14 protein-coding genes and 1 riboswitch are annotated in these 17,274 nt (G+C 43.3%); of the genes, 4 read left to right on the top strand and 10 right to left on the bottom strand.

The genetic code is table 11. The features are described 5' to 3' along the window. Positions 1 to 18: 18 nt before the first annotated feature. The gene (locus FC85_RS13365) at positions 19 to 837 is read left to right on the top strand and encodes a hypothetical protein (protein ID WP_057866019.1); all 819 of its coding nucleotides are present in this window, start codon (positions 19 to 21) and stop codon (positions 835 to 837) included. After that, positions 803 to 1,450 (top strand): hypothetical protein, encoded by a 648-nt coding sequence (locus tag FC85_RS13360; protein WP_157051297.1) that lies wholly within the window; start codon positions 803 to 805, stop codon positions 1,448 to 1,450. Before FC85_RS13365 ends, FC85_RS13360 begins: the two co-directional genes overlap by 35 nt. A 275-nt stretch (positions 1,451 to 1,725) precedes the next feature. Here the strand turns inward: FC85_RS13360 and FC85_RS13355 are convergent, their stop codons facing one another. The 8 genes from FC85_RS13355 to lysA all read right to left on the bottom strand — a co-directional run bounded on the left by FC85_RS13355 (position 1,726) and on the right by lysA (position 12,789). Continuing rightward, positions 1,726 to 4,455: an HAD-IC family P-type ATPase gene (locus FC85_RS13355; RefSeq protein ID WP_057866017.1), complete on the bottom strand. Its 2,730-nt coding sequence runs from the start codon at positions 4,453 to 4,455 to the stop codon at positions 1,726 to 1,728. Positions 4,456 to 5,029: 574 nt separating this feature from the next. Then, on the bottom strand, positions 5,030 to 6,121 hold the full coding sequence (locus FC85_RS13350) for an aspartate-semialdehyde dehydrogenase (protein WP_057866016.1): 1,092 nt from the start codon (positions 6,119 to 6,121) through the stop codon (positions 5,030 to 5,032). Positions 6,122 to 6,143: 22 nt separating this feature from the next. Next, a complete protein-coding gene (locus FC85_RS13345; protein ID WP_057866015.1) occupies positions 6,144 to 7,331 on the bottom strand; it encodes an aminotransferase class I/II-fold pyridoxal phosphate-dependent enzyme in 1,188 nt (395 codons plus the stop codon). A gap of 27 nt (positions 7,332 to 7,358) precedes the next feature. Beyond that, positions 7,359 to 8,132 carry a 4-hydroxy-tetrahydrodipicolinate reductase gene (gene dapB, locus FC85_RS13340; protein ID WP_057866014.1) on the bottom strand — a complete coding sequence of 258 codons (774 nt, stop codon included), beginning with the start codon at positions 8,130 to 8,132 and terminating at the stop codon, positions 7,359 to 7,361. A 420-nt stretch (positions 8,133 to 8,552) separates the two neighbouring features. Then, positions 8,553 to 9,455 carry a 4-hydroxy-tetrahydrodipicolinate synthase gene (dapA, locus tag FC85_RS13335; protein WP_057866013.1) on the bottom strand — a complete coding sequence of 301 codons (903 nt, stop codon included), beginning with the start codon at positions 9,453 to 9,455 and terminating at the stop codon, positions 8,553 to 8,555. Positions 9,456 to 9,536: 81 nt separating this feature from the next. Then, positions 9,537 to 10,697, bottom strand: coding sequence for an N-acetyldiaminopimelate deacetylase (locus FC85_RS13330; protein WP_057866012.1), 1,161 nt, complete (start codon positions 10,695 to 10,697; stop codon positions 9,537 to 9,539). A 4-nt stretch (positions 10,698 to 10,701) separates the two neighbouring features. After that, positions 10,702 to 11,412, bottom strand: coding sequence for a 2,3,4,5-tetrahydropyridine-2,6-dicarboxylate N-acetyltransferase (dapD, locus tag FC85_RS13325; RefSeq protein WP_057866011.1), 711 nt, complete (start codon positions 11,410 to 11,412; stop codon positions 10,702 to 10,704). A 60-nt stretch (positions 11,413 to 11,472) separates the two neighbouring features. Next, positions 11,473 to 12,789: a diaminopimelate decarboxylase gene (gene lysA / locus FC85_RS13320; protein ID WP_057866010.1), complete on the bottom strand. Its 1,317-nt coding sequence runs from the start codon at positions 12,787 to 12,789 to the stop codon at positions 11,473 to 11,475. 120 nt (positions 12,790 to 12,909) lie between these two features. Further along, positions 12,910 to 13,091, bottom strand: a riboswitch (Lysine riboswitch). Positions 13,092 to 13,304: 213 nt separating this feature from the next. Here lysA and FC85_RS13315 point away from each other — a divergent pair. Beyond that, positions 13,305 to 14,705, top strand: a complete 1,401-nt coding sequence (locus FC85_RS13315; protein ID WP_057866009.1) for an aspartate kinase — start codon at positions 13,305 to 13,307, stop codon at positions 14,703 to 14,705. Between the two features lie 124 nt (positions 14,706 to 14,829). Beyond that, a complete protein-coding gene (dapF, locus tag FC85_RS13310) occupies positions 14,830 to 15,819 on the top strand; it encodes a diaminopimelate epimerase (protein WP_057866008.1) in 990 nt (329 codons plus the stop codon). A 530-nt stretch (positions 15,820 to 16,349) separates the two neighbouring features. Here the strand turns inward: dapF and FC85_RS13305 are convergent. Both FC85_RS13305 and FC85_RS13300 read right to left on the bottom strand, forming a co-directional pair. Further along, entirely contained in the window at positions 16,350 to 16,574 is a 225-nt protein-coding gene (locus FC85_RS13305) for a hypothetical protein (RefSeq protein WP_057866007.1), read from the bottom strand. Between the two features lie 2 nt (positions 16,575 to 16,576). Further along, on the bottom strand, positions 16,577 to 17,170 hold the full coding sequence (locus FC85_RS13300; protein WP_057866006.1) for a hypothetical protein: 594 nt from the start codon (positions 17,168 to 17,170) through the stop codon (positions 16,577 to 16,579). Between the last annotated feature and the right edge of the window lie 104 nt (positions 17,171 to 17,274).

Below are 17,274 nucleotides of genomic sequence, written 5' to 3'. Positions count from 1 at the left end.
AGAAAGAAAGTCCTCATTATGATTAAACTCACCAAACAACAGCTATTAAGACTGCCATTTACTCACCATCTGACCTATGGATCCACTCATATCCAATCCACTGACAGTGCCACTTTTAAACTGGATCCACAAATTCTGGCAGTCATCAATTCATCTGGAAAAATTACCCCGCTGCGACATACTGAAGGAGCCGAAAGTAACCAGCTTTTACAAACAACTCCTTATCATCCGACTCTTGTTAGTGACGAAAAGAACGAACGCTTGGATTTGACCAAGGAGACCAGAAAACACTCCGACGCGCCACAAAGCATTGACCCTTCACAATTACCAAGCAATTATTCTCCACAAGATAATACGGTCGATGACGGCAATCCACTAGTTGATATCGTCGGCGGATACTTGTTTGGGGTTTGGGCATCCGGCGGTTTTGACCACGATAACGCAATCACCGATTTTCTTTTCAATGACGTGGACGACTTTACAAAGCACGATCTGGAAACCCGCTTTGACGATAACGACCATGAGTCACTCACTCACGCTGATCCATTTGATAACGATCATGGTTTTGATTCTGACGATCAACCCAACGATGAAAATGACTTTAGAAGCGATTACGATACCGATGACGGTCAATTTGACCACGATGATCCTGATGACACCGATACTTATAATAGCGACTTTGATAATGACGATTTTGATAATGATGATCAGTTTAATGACGATGATGACCACAATGATGGGGATAGCGATGATTTCAACGATACGCTTGATGATTCTTTAGATGATGACGATGGGGATGATTATGATAGTAATGGTGACGGCGACAATAATTGGTAATAATCTTTTTCTAAGATATTTAATAATCGGTATCGTAGTCGTTCTTTGGAGTTGGTGGGACTTAAAAAAGACCAAACGGATTCGACAAGCACCGCACAAAACCATCGCTAATCAATCAACCCCACCAGTAAAAGGACCACAAATCAACAAAGAGCCGCCAAAGATGACACTTCCTACCCTAACAGACGCCGCAGCCAACCAACGGGCTCAACTAATTGGTTATTTACAAGACGCGCCCAAAATTTATCGGTATGTCAGCGAATGGTTATTTTTTGACAGCCAGCGCTATTACGATATGCCCAGTCAATTGTTCCAACAAATTTGTTTATTCGGATCCGAGTCACTCACCGGCACTTCTATTTATCAAGATCCCTTAGTAGCCGTCAAAATTTACGAAAACGATCCTAACAGCATTCGCACCTTGGTCAAATTGACCAAGGATGGCAAGCTCCAAACTCATTCTCAGGCGCTGGTCAACTTGAATCCCCAAAATACAGATGCGGAAAACAAGCGGATCTTAGGTACATTTACCTATGAATTGATTGCTGAAAAATTATTAACTGACGGACTCGACATCCCAATTGCAAATTATCAAAGGAGTAAAATTGGCTGAAAGATGCTAAAACATTTGAGCTAACCATTTTAGCAAAGTAGCAAGAAAACACACTTGAAGTCGGCTGTTGCAATCTATTTTCACTTTGGTTACGTTTAGAAAAAATAGTGGGACCAAAGGCTGCACTCTGAATGCTGCCTTGGGTCCCACGTCTTTTTCCGATAATAACCGTGATTTATCCAAAAGGGCTGAGACAAAATTATCTTCATCTCAGCCCTTCTTAATCTGTTAGCAAAGAAATCCCCAAATTAAAGTACATAACGAAACTCGTTTGCTTAGTCTTGTTGGCGAATCTTAGTTGCCTGCCCCTTCTTCTTACGATACTGAATTCGCAGCAATTTAATGATTTCCGTTACAACCAGGACAACGAAACCACAGATGATTGGAATCCACCAACCATAATAGAAGTTAACGTTCGCTGTGTGGAAAATCTCCTGCATAAACGGCACATAAATCAAGAAGGCCTGTAAAGCAATCAAGATACCAATAATGCCAAACGCCATCTTATTTTCAAAGAAATGCTTGGAAATGATTGGATACGAGTTACGAATATTAAACAGATAGAAAATCTTACCAAAGATAATGATGTTAACGGCCATCGTACTACCCAAAATTGGATTGATCAGGTTAGCATCAACAAATCGATCAAAGGTAAAGATTCCCAGCGAGGATATCAGAATTGAGACATAGACAATCTCCACGACATCCATCTTACCCAGAATTCCTTTCATCACATCTCGGGGCCCTCTGACCATGATCGATTCTTCAGCTGGCTCAAAGATGAACGCAAACTGGATGGTTAACGCTGAAACCGTGTTGATCCACAGCAATTGGGTTGGGTATAAAGGTAACTCTTGTCCCATAATCATACTAATTAGGACAACCAGCCCTTCTGCAAAGCTAGTCGGCAGTAGGAAACGAATTGTCTTTTGAATGTTATCAAAGACATGCCGACCTTCCGATACCGCATCAACAATTGTTGTAAAACTATCATTAACCAAAACCATGTCAGCGGCTTCCTTAGCAACGTCGGTTCCTTTAATTCCCATTGCAATCCCAATGTTGGCCTGCTTAAGTGCAGCAGCATCGTTAACCCCATCACCAGTCATCGCAACAATCTTGGCATTAGCCTGCTGGGCTTTGACAATTCGCAGCTTATTGGCTGGGGTTGTCCGAGCAAAAACATTGTAACGGCCAATGTTTTTAATCAGCTCTTCATCGGACATTTCGTCAACTTCCGGCCCGGTAATCGCGTGAATACTTTCATCCAGGTCCAATTTACGGGCAATGGCGGTTGCGGTATCGGGATGATCACCAGTAATCATGTTAACTTTAACTCCGGCACGACGAAGATGTTGAATGGCAGGAATGACTTCCTCACGTGGGGGATCAATAATCCCAACAATCCCGCTTAGCTTAATGCCTTCTGCAATTTTGCCCTGATCAATTTCATCACGATCACCCGCGACCGGCTTGGATCCCAAAGCGACCACTCGTAAGCCATGTTCGGTTAAATCAGTCACCTTTTCAAACCAGGCATCTTCGTCAAAACTCGGATCGCTTTGTTTAACCATATCAAAAATCGTGCCGGGTGCACCTTTAACCATCAATTCATTATGGTCGATTCCTTTAACCAGCCTTGCGCTATAGCGGTATGCGGAATCAAATGGCAGTGTATCCAGTTCGTCAACTTCCGGTTCGTGGCCAATTAACTTATGATAAAGCGTGGTCAACGCACCATCTGTCGGCTCACCGGTTAAGCTCCACTCGCCGTCTGTGTTGACCAACTCGGCATCAGTGGTTGTCCCGGCAATCGTCACTAATTTAGCGAATTGAGAATCCGATTGCCAGTCGAACTTCTCATCGTTGAGCATCACATCACCGTCGACACCCTTGGCATTGTTAACGAACCCGATTCCGGTCACTTGATAATGGTGACGATCCGTAATGACATCAGTGACCGTCATTTCGTTTTTAGTTAACGTTCCGGTCTTATCGGTATCGACGATGTCAACTGCCCCCAACGTTTCAACCGCCGGCAACGTTTTAACAATAGCGCCCTTCTTAGTCATGACTTGAACGCCTCTTGCCAATACAACCGAGGTTGAAGCAGGCAGTCCTTCAGGAATTGAACCAACCACCATCGTAATAATGGCAATCGTCAGCACTGGCAAACTATAGATTTTAGTATATAGCCCCATGAAGAACAACAAGAATGCAATCACAACGATAAAGACCGATAAATTAACACCTAGCTTGTTTAAGTTCTTCATCAATGGTGTTACCTGGGTCTTAACGTCCGAGACACTTTGCTGAATGGTACCAATCTCCGTATTTGAACCGGTTGCGGTGACAATTCCAATTCCTGATCCTTGGGTAACCGCGGTCGACGCATAAGCCATATTAGAACGCTCAGCTAATGGAACTGAATCCTTGGTTAGTGGATCCTCAGTTTTTTCAACCGAATTACTTTCACCAGTCAGCGTTGACTCCTGAATTCGCAGATTATCCGCGGAAATCAGGCGCATATCGGCAGGAACTGCATCCCCAGCCTCCAAATTAACTAAGTCGCCGACCACCAGCTCACGTGCCGGCACTTCGATTTTTTGCCCATTACGAATCACGTAATTTTGACTAACCAACAATTCCTTAATCTTGGTCAACGCATTATCAGCCTGAATCTCCTGAAAGAACCCAATAAACGCGTTGGCAATAATAACGATTCCAATTACTGATGAATCAGAATAGTGATGAAGCAGCAACGTAATAACCGCCGCAGCAATCAAAATGTAAATGATGCTGTTGTTAAACTGTGCAATGAATTTGACCAACTTGCTCTTCTTCTTAACCGTCAACTCGTTGTAACCATCACGCTTAAGCCGTTGAGCAGCGACTTGTTCGCCTAATCCATCTTTGGCATTGGTCTGGTACTGCTGAACCAAGTCCGCGGTACTACGCTGCCACAGTCTCTGATCGGGAGGAACCTCATTATTTTTATCTGCCATGTAACTATCACCCTTCTTTTCATAAAAATTAGTTTTGTTCTAACAACATTATAATATATTGGCTGGCGCTTTGGCGAATGAAAAACATTAGAGTGTGACAGAAGACGCTTTGATCCCAGAGTGGAAGGAGATTAACCGAATATTCTGGTTTTTAGAATATTTGGTTAATCTTTTTCCGCGGCCGGGATCAGTCTTCTGGCACACGTTTCGGATTTAAATCTCGATTTTACTACGGCACCTATATGACTGGAAGCTACTTCTCAGAGCCCCTTTTCTAGTAAGCCTTTCAACTTCCTAGTCTTCAAGAACTACCTATTTAACGTGGCACAAAAGCCGAATTTGTCCGTCTCCAAGTACTACAAAAAAAGTCCAGTTAGAAGCCGACATTTATCAGTTTCTAACTGGACTTATTTATATTGTAACCACAAAGATTACTAAAGAAATGAAGGACAACAGAGGTAACTTCAAGTCGTATACGAGAACAATTCAAATCATCCGAACCAGAATAAATGAATCATTCATTTACATCTTGAAAGCGGACTGCTCTTTGTCCACTTCTCATTATTAAGCGACATTAATGATTATCTGGGCCAAGATATGGATTGTCCGGTACCCGAACCAAATCGTCGGCAACCAGTCGTTCAGCAATCTGAACGGTGTTCCAAGCGGCACCTTTAAGCAGGTTATCAGAAACCACCCACATATGATAGCTGCCCTCATTTTCGTAATCTGGTCGAACCCGACCAACAAACGTATCCCGCTTACCTTCAGCCAAAATTGGTTGTGGATAAATTTGATGAGCTGTATCGTCTTGAAGGACGACACCGGATGCGGCCGCTAATGTTTCCTTAATTTGATCAGTTGTGGCACTCTTGTCAGCGACTTCAAAGTAAACTGTTTCGCCATGAGCAATTCGAATCGGTACCCGCACGCAAGTAGCCGTTACCTTAATGTCTTTGGCATCCATGTCATCAAGCATAATTTTCTTGGTCTCATGAATCATTTTCCACTCTTCATGAGTGTAATAACCATCCTGCTCAAAAACATCGATTTGAGGTAACAGGTTAAAAGCTTGTTGGTAATGCTTCTTGTCACCCTTGGTTGGTAAAATCTTAGGATCGGTTTTCTCACCGTTTAAGACTTGTTGGGACTCTTCCATTAATTCATTGAGTGCTGATTGGCCGGCACCGGAAACAGCTTGGTAAGTTGAAACAATCACTTGCTTCAAGCCAAACTTTCGATATACCGGATCCAAACAGATAACCATTTGAATGGTTGAACAGTTAGGGTTGGAAATAATCCCGCGATGATCATAAAGTGCCTTTTCATTTACTTCTGGAATAACAAGTGGAACTTCCGGTTCCATCCGAAACGCACTTGTATTGTCAACACACACGGCACCACGTTTAACAGCTTCCGGTAAGAATTTCTTAGAAACAGAACCACCAGCTGAAGCTAATACTAAATCAACACCTTCAAATGATTCTGGCGTCGTTTCTTCAACAGTGACGTCTTCACCCTTGAACTGTAGCACTTTTCCAGCAGAGTGAGCCGAAGCTAACAGTTTAACATTCTTAACTGGAATGGTTGACTGCTCCAACTGTTGGATCATTCGTGTTCCGACTGCACCAGTAGCACCTAAAATTGCAACATTAAATTCTTTCATCTCAACATTTCTCCCTCGTAACCTATTCTGCAACGCTTAATAAATACTCGCTCATTCGATTCATTGCCAATTGAATATCTTCATCAGAGGCGGCATATGATAACCGGACATAGCCTTCACCGCCGGGTCCAAATGCAGAACCGGGCGTCACACCAACTTTAGCTTCCCTAGCCAAAGTTGTCGCAAATTCAACTGATGTTTCGTCTATTGTATCAGGAATTTTGGCAAAAATGTAAAAAGCGCCTTGGGGCATTGCGATTGCCATCCCCATTTTTTCTAACCGATCAGCAATATAATCACGTCGCTTTTCATAAGCTTGACGCATCGGAATTGCATCATCCAAACCATTATTTAATGCTTCGGCGGCCGCATACTGAGCCGGATTTGATGGTGCCGTTACGACAAACGCGTGCATTTTAGAAGCTTCGGTGACAAAATCCTTTGGGGCTGCAATATAACCAACCCGGTAGCCGGTCATGGCATGGGACTTTGACAGGCCATTCACCAAAATCGTTTGGCCAGGCAACATGCTGGCAATCGAATAATGCTTAACGCCATACGTTAGCTCACAATAAATTTCGTCAGCTAGAACGAACATTTGATGTTGAGAAATAATGTCAGCTAACGCTTGGAGTTGTTCCTTGGAGTATTCAACCCCAGTTGGATTAGTCGGATAGTTTAAAATAATGGCTTTGACACTGTCGCCATTTTCATCAAGCGCCGCCTGTAATTTTTCAGGGGTTAAAACAAAACCATCATCAGAAGTATCAATGGTGATTAATTCCGCGCCTGCAACCTTAATAATTGGGAAATACAGTGCGAATGCCGGCGTTGGAACAATGACCTTATCACCCGGATTCAGCATTGAAGTTAATGCTGAAAAGATGGCTTCAGTTGCGCCAACGGTAACAATGATTTCTGATTCAGGATCATAATCAACCCCGGTTCGTTTTTTCAGATAGTTGGCAATGCCACTCCGTAATTCAGGAATTCCTTTTTGCGCTGAATAATGGGACTTGTTTTCCTCAATACTTTTAATCGCTGCTTGTTTGACATGTTCCGGCACGTCAAAATCCGGTTCACCAATCGTCAATTTAACAATTCCTGGAATTGAGGAGATTTTTTGGTCAAACGCTCTAATTCCAGAAGGCGCTACTGAATCAATATTTTCGTTAACAACTTCTGAAAGTCTACTATCTAACTGTGGCATTACGCATCCTCCATTTATTTGTTTATCTTATAAAATATTTTCCAAGCCAACAATCAATTTAGTTGCTTTGGCTGCGGCTGGAACAGCAATTTCAACGCCATTCATAAATGAGCCACGGTCAAATGAATCTTGGCGGATCGTTAATGCTTCACCCTTACCACCAAACAACACCTGTTCATGGGCAATATAGCCGGGTAAACGAACTGAATGAATCTTGATACCATTGTAATCACCACCGCGAACACCCGATAATGTTTCATCAGATTTAGGCGTTGGATGATTGCCGCGGACCTCATCAATCATCTTAGCGGTTGATAAGGCTGTTCCAGACGGCGCATCCAGCTTATCAGCATGATGCATTTCAATAATTTCGACGTCCGGCATATACTTAGCGGCTTCCTTGGCAAACTTCATCAAAAGAACGGCAGATAAGCCAAAGTTAGGGGCAATAATCCCGCCAACTCCTTTATCAGCAGCTAATTTTTGCAGCTCACTGACTTGGTCGTCGCTCATCCCTGAAGTCCCAACAACTGGATGGATACCATGTTCGATGGCAAATTTAGCATTTTCAAAGGCGGCAGCTGGAATCGTAAAATCAATCCAGACATCCGCATCCGTTTGAATATCCTTCAAATCACCAAATAATTTAACGTTATCATTCAGCCCCATCCCTTGCATATGCGCAACATCAACATTGGGACTATAGGCACCAACTAATTCAAAGTTGTCATTCTCATTGACCATGGAGACAGTCTTTTGACCCATCGACCCCATAAATCCGGCAACTAACACTTTAATCATAAGAAATCTCCTTGTATTCAGAGTGTGACAGAAGGCGGTTAGCTCCCAGAATGTAAGTGAATTATCTGAATATTCCGGTCTTGGAATATTCAGATAATTCACTTACATGGCCGGGAGCTGCCTTTTGTCACACGTTTTAACTAAGTTCAAATTCCAATACACGGCAGGGATCAGCCTTCTGCCACACATTTCAGCTAAGTTTCCACTCCAATCATCTGAATATTCCGGTCTTGGAATATTTAGATAATTCACTTACATGGCCGGGAGCTGCCTTTTGTCACACATTTTAACTAAGCTCAAATTCCGACACACGGCAGGGATCAGTCTTCTGGCACACGTTTCAACAAAATCCAAATTCCACCACGCACAAGAAATCAGCATTCGGTGACCCAGCGTAACCAATTTCCAACGGTAAACAATTTATACCCTGGCCTTGCTTGACAACAAAGCGTCCTTTTCCATCCCAAGATGCATGGCCAACGTCTGCTTTTCTTCCTTATTTAAGGAAAGAATTGGCAAGCGGCAATCGCCAACATGGTAACCCTGGGCATTTAAAACGGCTTTAACAGGTGATGGCGATGGATACATGAATAATGCTTGGATCTTTGGGGTTAAAAACCGCATCAGATCACCGGCTGACTTAACATCCCCAGCATCCAAATCATCATACATTTTACGAATTTCCTTACCATAGATATGACTGGCAACTGAAATGACACCGCGGCCACCAACTGCTTTAGCTGCCAAAGCCTGAGCATCTTCACCCGTAAAGACATTGAAATCATCATTGGTATTTTGGACAACGTATTCAAAGTCTTCCATTGATGTACATTGCTTAACACCGGCAATATTTGGGTTCTTCGACAGCTCAACAATGGTATCGTTGGCCATTGTTACGCCGGTTCGACCAGGGATGTTATAAATAATAATTGGAATCGGTGATTGTTCGGCAACTGCTGTAAAGTGAGCAATCATTCCCCGTTGGTTTGGCTTGTTATAGTATGGCACAACTACTAGTGCGTAATCAATACCGGATATTCGACCAACCTCAGCGGTAAATCGTGCGGTTTCTCGAGTGTTATTGCTGCCAGTTCCTGCAATAATCACGCCCCGACCATCTACGATTTGAGCAAAACGCGTATATAGTTCAATTTTTTCATCATGGGTCAAAGTTGGTGTTTCACCCGTGGTGCCACCAATAACAAAGCCGCGGCTGCCTGTTTCCAAACAATGATTTGTTAGTCGTTCCAAAGCGTCAAAATTAATCGTGCCATCGTCACCAAACGGGGTAATAATTGCTGTCATGATATCTGCATTAATCATAAAAATCCCTACTTTCTTTAATTTGTTTGTCTGTTAACTATCCATTACTTTTATCTGCAAATTACACTTGATTTTAAATAATTAGTTACGCTCCTGCTGTCGATATTCCAAAAAATCAACAATTGAATGAATCCCTTTGGCAATTGATGATTCCTTTGGATTTAATGTTGACGCGTGAAGTTGTGACTTCGGATCGTCAACTCCCAGCCAAAACATGGTTCCGGGAATCTTAGATAATAGGTAGCCAAAATCTTCGCCAGTCATGGCTGGTTCCGTTTCAACGAATTCAGTTGCCGGATCCTGTTTGGCAAATTCAATGAATCGCTTGGTTAATGCCAGATTGTTTTCAACCGGTAAGTAACCGCCCTGATTAAACTGGATATTGACTTGCGCACCGTAACTTATCGCCACCCCATTGGCGATCTGTTTAAGTCGGGCCACGATATGTTCAATCATCTTTTGAGTTAATCCACGAATCGTTCCTTCAATTCTCGCTTGACCGGCAATCACATTCCGAATGGTACCGGCGTCCAGTTTGCCGAACGTGATCACGCCGCCTTCAATTGGGTCAACGCTTCGAGAAATAATTGTTTGGACTTGGCCAATAAATTCTGCAGCGGCAACCACCATATCGTTGGCAGCTTGCGGATAAGCCGCATGACCACTCTTGCCAATCAAATCAACGTTCACTTCAGTCGTTCCGGCAAACAAGGTTCCCATTCGACAACCAATCGCGCCGGCTGGCAAATGAGGATTGTCATGCAACCCGTAAAACTCATCGGGTAACCATTTACCTTTGAAAGCCCCTTGTTCATAAGCAACCTTACCGCCATTTTCACTTTCTTCAGCGGGCTGAAAGAAGAAGACCAAGTTATCTTTTGGCTGGTGTTCACTAAACCAATTAAGGACACCCAACGCCACGGTCATATGAACATCATGGCCGCAAGCATGCATAATACCGGTATTTTTTGAAGAAAATGGTAATCCGGTCTCTTCGGTAACTGGTAATGCATCGATGTCTGTCCGATAACCAATCGTTCGCTTAGGATCACTACCCTGGATATAAACCAACAATGCCGTTGGTAAATCGGGTAATTCACGGATTTCCAAATTTTGCTGATTAAACGTCTGGATCGTATTTAATAGGAAGTCATGGGTCTTAAATTCATGCATTGCCAACTCTGGATACTCATGTAGATGGCGCCTAATATCAATTAATTGTTCAGTTGTTAATTGTGCCATCTAATCACAGCTTTCTTAAATCATCTTCAAGACCCGTCTTCGATTCCGTTTTGGCATCCACATCTTTAATTTTACGGGCCGGCATGCCGGCAACCATGGTATGTGGGGCAACGTCTTCGGTGACAACTGCACCTGCAGCAACAACCGCACCCTCACCCACGTGAACGCCTTCGATAACAACCGCATTGGCGCCAATCAAGACATTGTCATCAATTTGAACCGGCTTGGCGGATGCTGGTTCAATCACACCAGCCAAAACTGCGCCGGCCCCAATGTGTGAATGCTTCCCAACCATGGCTCGGCCGCCCATGACAACGCCCATATCGATCATACTGTCATCACCAATTTCAGCGCCAATATTGATAATCGCCCCCATCATGATGACGGCGTTATTACCAATTGTCACGTGATCGCGAATCACAGCCCCCGGCTCAATCCGAGCATTAATGTTTTTTACATTTAACAATGGAACAGCTGAATTGCGAGAATCTGCCTCAATTTCGGTATCGCTGATCATCGCCTGATTTTGTTTTAAGAAGGGTTCAACATCCTTCCAATCACCAAACAAGATTGCCGTGTGGGCTTCAACAAAAGCTTTGATTGTGTCAGGAATGGTCACTTCTGATAACGATCCCTTCACATAAACTTTCACCGGTGTCTTTTTTTCAGCGTTTCCAATATAATCAATGATTTCTCGTGCGTTTAGTTGTGCCATTATCTTTCTCCCTTATTATTTAGTAATTAATTTTTAATCAACATCCGTTTTTATAACTCGTTAATCTGATAAATTAAACGGTTCGTCTAAATGAACCAAATCTTCAAAACTTTCACGTTTAATTGCGACTTGTGAATGCCCATTTTCGACAAACACAACGGCTGGCCGCGGATTACGATTGTAATTAGAGGCCATTGCGTAGCCGTACGCGCCGGTGGCTAACATTGCCAGTACATCACCCGGTTGAGTTGCGGGCAGATCCTGCTTTTGAATTAAAATATCGCCGGATTCACAATATTTACCGGCAACCCGAACCGTTTCTTTAATGGGAGCTTTAGGATTCTTGGCTAAAACTGCTTCATATTTCGCCTGGTACAATGCCGGTCGAATATTATCACCCATTCCACCATCAACAGTAACGTAAGATCTAATTCCAGGAACATCTTTGCGGCTGCCGACGGTATACAAGTTGTAGCCTGCCGGACCGGCAATTGAGCGACCCGGTTCGATCCAAACGGCCGGCATTGGTAATCCCAACTCATGGGTCCGCTTTTTGATGGCCTTAACGATCGCGTCAACAAACATTTCCGGAGCAATCGGATCATCCGCTTGCGTATAACGAATTCCAAAGCCACCGCCAACGTTCACGACCTTCGCCGTATAACCGATTTCTTCGTGCCAATCCCCCAGAGTATCAACCAGCGTTGTAGCCGCCATCTCAAATCCTTTGACTTCAAAGATTTGTGATCCGATGTGAGCGTGAATTCCCAACATCGTCATCCTTGGATCGGCCAAAACTTGATCCAATGCTTGGCGAGCTTGACCACTTTTGAGGTCAAAACCAAATTTGCTGTCAACCTGACCGGTCTGATCATATTCATGGGTATGGGCAGAAACTCCCGGAGTCACCCGCAGCATCACATTAATATGGCTGTTACGCTCTTCCAATACTTGCTTAAGAAGGTCAATTTCATGAAAGTTATCCAACATGATGACACCAATTTGATGATCAACTGCCATTTCCAACTCTTCACGAGATTTATTATTACCGTGAAAACTAACGTGGTCCATTGGAAAACCGGCTTGGATTGCCGTGTAGAGCTCTCCACCAGACACAACATCAATGTGGCCGTGTTCCTGATTAATTAGTTGAAACATGGCGATGCAGGCAAAAGCTTTGCTGGCATAGCTGACGGCATAATCAACATCGTTATCTTCAAACACCTTTTGAAAGTGATGGATTTGATCGCGAATCGATTTAACATCGTAGACAACCAGCGGAGTGCCGTATTCCTTTGCTAAATCCAAAGTGTCACAGCCACCGATCTCTAAATGTCCCGCTTGATTCGTTGTTAGTTGGTCAATCTGATTACTCATTATTCTTCCTCCAAAGGTGTTGCCGTTTATTTTGTATAAAAAAATCTCTTTGTTCAGCCGAAGATGCTCGCACTAAACAAAGAGATTTCAGAATTTTTATTGAACTGATATTCTTTATCAATTGTCGTTAGCGCCCCGCAGCCGACATGTTAGCTGCGACAGTCCAAAGCCTATTAAGCCAAGTCCCAGCGCGCCAAGCCCTACTTCACTTGGTGCTTCGGCAACCGCCCCTTTTGCCAGCTTCAAAGTTCAAGTAGGAACTCCACTGGTTACTGATGTTGGTTGCAACCTCTAATGATTTAATTGACATCATTCTATAATGTCTCTCATAAATAGTCAACCTTTGATTGCCATGAGCATGGGAGTGAATTGCTAATGAGCCCGTCTGATGTGATGTTGCCAGCCGCAAGAAAATATTTGGTGTTGAAAAAAATCACAAAGATGCTAAAATTCGACTTAACGAAATCTAACTGAATTTTAAATTAATGGGAAGACCCAGGGAGAGAATTGATAAAATGAAAGTCGTAAAATTTGGGGGTAGTTCATTAGCAGACGCAGCCCACGTTGAAAAAGTCATTCACATTGTTCAAGCAGATTCACAACGCAAGGTCGTTGTCACCTCTGCACCCGGCAAACGATTTACTGGCGACATCAAAGTAACTGATTTGCTGATCAAATACGCCAATGCCACTTTGAATGACCAGGACAACAACTATGCCGATCAAATATTTGATCGTTACCAGGAAATCGGACATGGTTTTAATGTGCCTGACGATGTCTTAACTGACATCTATCGCAAACTTAAGGCGTTACCCACCCGATCCTATCCAAATAACGACTATTTAATGGCTGCTTTCAAAGCTCATGGTGAACGATTAAATGCCGAACTATTTGCGGCCTGTCTTAATCGTTTAGGAACTAAAGCCCGCTTCGTTGATCCCAGTGAAGCCGGTATTTTATTGAGCGACGATCCCAATTCGGCATCAGTGCTGGAAGAAACGTATGATCATCTCCAACATCTGTCGTATGGTGACGAAAAATTAGTTTTCCCAGGTTTCTTTGGTTTCACCGCTGATGGCAACATCGCTACCTTTGCCCGTGGTGGTTCCGATATTACCGGTTCAATTTTGGCTCGCGGACTTCACGCATCACTCTACGAGAATTTTACCGACGTTGACGCAATCTTCGCTGCCAATCCCAAAGTCGTTAAGAACCCTGCCCCAATTGCCAAAATGACTTTTCGTGAGATGCGTGAATTATCATATGCAGGCTTTTCAGTTTTTAATGATGAAGCCATCATTCCGGCGATCCAAGGTCAGGTTCCCATTAACGTTAAGAATACGAATAATCCTGACTTGCCTGGGACGCTGATTGTTCCGGAAAACTCATTTAAACCAACTAAATCAGTTACCGGAATTACCGGATCAAATCGCTTCGCTGCCCTTTATCTGCATCGTTATCTGCTGAATAAGGAAGTTGGTTTCACTTTAAAGATTCTCAAGATTTTATACAAATATGGGGTTTCTTACGAGCATATGCCCTCTGGGATTGATGACCTCACCATCATTTTTGATCGAAATCAACTAGATAATGAAACCATCCATAAGATGTGTGCAGACATCAAAGCAACCGTCAAACCTGATACACTGGAATGGATTGATGACTACGCCATTATCATGGTAGTAGGCGAAGGAATGCGGGCACGGGTTGGTACGATTGAAAATATCATCCGACCACTTGCCGAACACGACATCGCTGTTCATATGATTAATCAAGGGGCTTCTCGGATTTCAATTATGCTGGGCACACGTGAATCCGATGCTGACGAAGCTGTTCGAAGGATTTATCAACACTTCTTTTCACAAGCGAGCAGTCAATCGGTGACTCCTTCGAAGAATGCGGTATACTCGGAATAACAGAGCGGGCCGGAAGCTGCGTTTGGACCGCATTTTCACTCAGTAATAGTCGTAATGACACAAAACAGGACTGGATATTTTATTATCCCAGTCTCTCAATTTAAAAACTTGGAGGAATAGCGATATGGTTCAATTATTGAAAGTTCATGGCTCACAAAATAAGTTCTTTATTCTCGATCAAACTGAATTAGCCAATCAGTTGAGTCAAGACGAACTGGTCGAACTGGCCAAACATATTACTGATCCCCAAAGTGGCCTATTAGACGGGGCTGACGGTTTATTGGTCATCGATAGTTCGGACCATCCCGACGTTCTTGGCAGTATGCAAGTTATTAATACGGATGGCAGCATTGCTTCCATGTGTGGCAATGGTCTACGAACGGTCTCCCGTTACTTGTCAGATAAGTACCACCAAGATGCCTTTAAGGTTCAGACCCAAGACAGTGATTTAGATGTCCACCGGGAAACTGAATTAGCACCAAACGTCCCGACCTTTAGCGTTGAAATTTCACCAGTCACGTTTAACAAAGAATCCCTACCATTTCAAAACTTAGGAACCGATACTTTAATTGATCAAGAAGTTCCCCAATTTGCAAAGGGACTGAGGTTCACTGCCATCGCGGTACCCAATCCCCATTTAATCAGCTTTGTGACTGATGATGTGATGCGGTCAGACACGTTGGGCAACTTGGGAACTATGCTTAATCGTCCTAACGATTACTTTACAGATGGTGTTAACGTTAGTTTTGCTCAGATTTTAGACAAGAACAGCTTGTTTGTCCGGACCTTTGAACGGGGGGTTGGCTTTACCAATGCCTGCGGTACTGGGATGTCTGCTACTAGTCTTGCCTTTTGCTTAAATCATCCTCAAATGGCCGATTTTGAGCAAACTATCTCAGCCTATAATCCTGGCGGGATGGTCAAAACCCGGGTTCACGATAACGACGGGACATACCAGATTGATTTAATTGGCAATGCCACTTTCACTCATAAAGTTGATCTCCCAGAAGCCGACTTACACGATAACGATTTAAGTCACGCACAAATTAGCGACACTGGCGAACAAGCCGCCTATCTGGATTTTGTTAAGGGACTGCAGAATCAGAATGTATAGGTCGCTTTGAAAGAACAGCCCCTTCGTTAAGGGTTAAATTAGTACGATATTGAAAAATACGAGAGTGGGACGAAAGGCGGTTAACTTCCAGAGCGTAATCGGATTATCCGAATATTCCGGGCTTGAATGTTTGGATAATTCGGTTACGTGGCAGGAAGTTGCCTTTTGGCGCACGTTTTCACTCGGTAATAATCGTGATTACTCAAAAGGGGCTGGGACAAAATTACTTTTGTCCCAGCCCCGGTATTCTTTATAACTAGCTCTCGAGTTTCAAATGAACTACAATTTCCAAAATGTAAGGTCCTGTCTGGGCTGGTTTTTAACTGCGAATGGCCTTGCTATTTGGTCAAAACGTGCAAAAGCCGAGCAGCTTCCAGAATATAAAGTTCCGGCTGGGCTGATTTTTAACCGCGAATCACCAATCTCATTTATCTAAAACGTGCAAAAGCCGAGCAGCTTCCGGCCATATAAGGCACTTAAACCCAGATTCAAAACAGGAATCTGGGTTTAAGTGCCTTATATTCTGGAAGCTAAGCGCTCGGTTTTGCACTCTCCCTCATCCACACCTCATGCACCACCTGCGTTTCCAACACCTTACAAATCAGGCCAATCAATTGATCCTGCATATAGGTTTTGGCATCGAAATCCACCTTGTTGCCATTAATTGCCGTTATTCGCATCTCCTCGGTCTTGACCTCAATATTGTATTTGGCAAAAGTTGCCACAATTGCTTGTAACTTCGCTTCATTCAACATTTTTATTGTCCTCCCAATCGTAACTTTGGCCGCCACTCGTCTTGGCGTGCCTGACTTTCCTTTAACCTCAGATCCATGTATGGTGTCACCGATAACAAGAAATCCTTCACGTCCTCATAATGAGTCTTGCTGGAAAAATAGTGATTCGCCTTACGCTGCGATAACTTATCGATTTTGGCTTGCAACTGTTCCAAATAATCCGTAACCAACTGAATCGTATTTTCCCGTAAACTGGCAACATAGGCAATCTTTTCATCCTTGGGATCCTCAATTTCCAGTTCGGCCTTTACTCGAAACTTCTCAAACTGCTCAGAATCAGTGTTTAATAACATCAAATCATTATTTTCAATGGCCTGACCAAACGTTTTCAGGTTTGTTTTATCCAAATAGTCCGGTAATTGGCTCTCCGGCACTCGAACCAATAGCTGGGCTTCTCGGGTAATGCCGGCACCAAATTTAATATGAATCACAAAATTTTTCTTGCCAATATAATTGACGTTATCCAAAATCAATTGCGGATTATTGGTCACTACCCGTCCCAACGCAAAATAGTGATCGTGCTTTGCCGCAACAATCTGACCAAAATGTGGCTGCATGTTAACCATCCCATCTTTATTTCGACTTATTAATGTTTTAATTGTATACGCCGATTTCTGAAAGTACAACTTCAACCGGGTAACGGATCATTCAAAAATTCGGT

Origin of the sequence: Lentilactobacillus diolivorans DSM 14421 (assembly GCF_001434255.1) — a bacterium.
Lineage (GTDB): Bacteria > Bacillota > Bacilli > Lactobacillales > Lactobacillaceae > Lentilactobacillus > Lentilactobacillus diolivorans.
Note: the sequence above shows the minus strand (reverse complement) of the source record. Positions and strands in the feature narration are given on the sequence as shown.

Excerpts from the sequence above, each read along its gene's own strand:
- dapB (WP_057866014.1), bottom strand. The coding sequence starts at position 8,132 with ATGATTAAAGTGTTAGTTGCCGGATTTATGGGGTCGATGGGTCAAAAG.
- FC85_RS13360 (WP_157051297.1), top strand. The coding sequence starts at position 803 with ATGATAGTAATGGTGACGGCGACAATAATTGGTAATAATCTTTTTCTA.
- dapA (WP_057866013.1), bottom strand. The coding sequence starts at position 9,455 with ATGATTAATGCAGATATCATGACAGCAATTATTACCCCGTTTGGTGAC.
- FC85_RS13365 (WP_057866019.1), top strand. The coding sequence starts at position 19 with ATGATTAAACTCACCAAACAACAGCTATTAAGACTGCCATTTACTCAC.
- dapD (WP_057866011.1), bottom strand. The coding sequence starts at position 11,412 with ATGGCACAACTAAACGCACGAGAAATCATTGATTATATTGGAAACGCT.
- FC85_RS13305 (WP_057866007.1), bottom strand. The coding sequence starts at position 16,574 with ATGTTGAATGAAGCGAAGTTACAAGCAATTGTGGCAACTTTTGCCAAA.
- FC85_RS13300 (WP_057866006.1), bottom strand. The coding sequence starts at position 17,170 with ATGCAGCCACATTTTGGTCAGATTGTTGCGGCAAAGCACGATCACTAT.
- dapF (WP_057866008.1), top strand. The coding sequence starts at position 14,830 with ATGGTTCAATTATTGAAAGTTCATGGCTCACAAAATAAGTTCTTTATT.
- FC85_RS13350 (WP_057866016.1), bottom strand. The coding sequence starts at position 6,121 with ATGAAAGAATTTAATGTTGCAATTTTAGGTGCTACTGGTGCAGTCGGA.
- FC85_RS13355 (WP_057866017.1), bottom strand. The coding sequence starts at position 4,455 with ATGGCAGATAAAAATAATGAGGTTCCTCCCGATCAGAGACTGTGGCAG.
- lysA (WP_057866010.1), bottom strand. The coding sequence starts at position 12,789 with ATGAGTAATCAGATTGACCAACTAACAACGAATCAAGCGGGACATTTA.
- FC85_RS13315 (WP_057866009.1), top strand. The coding sequence starts at position 13,305 with ATGAAAGTCGTAAAATTTGGGGGTAGTTCATTAGCAGACGCAGCCCAC.
- FC85_RS13345 (WP_057866015.1), bottom strand. The coding sequence starts at position 7,331 with ATGCCACAGTTAGATAGTAGACTTTCAGAAGTTGTTAACGAAAATATT.
- FC85_RS13330 (WP_057866012.1), bottom strand. The coding sequence starts at position 10,697 with ATGGCACAATTAACAACTGAACAATTAATTGATATTAGGCGCCATCTA.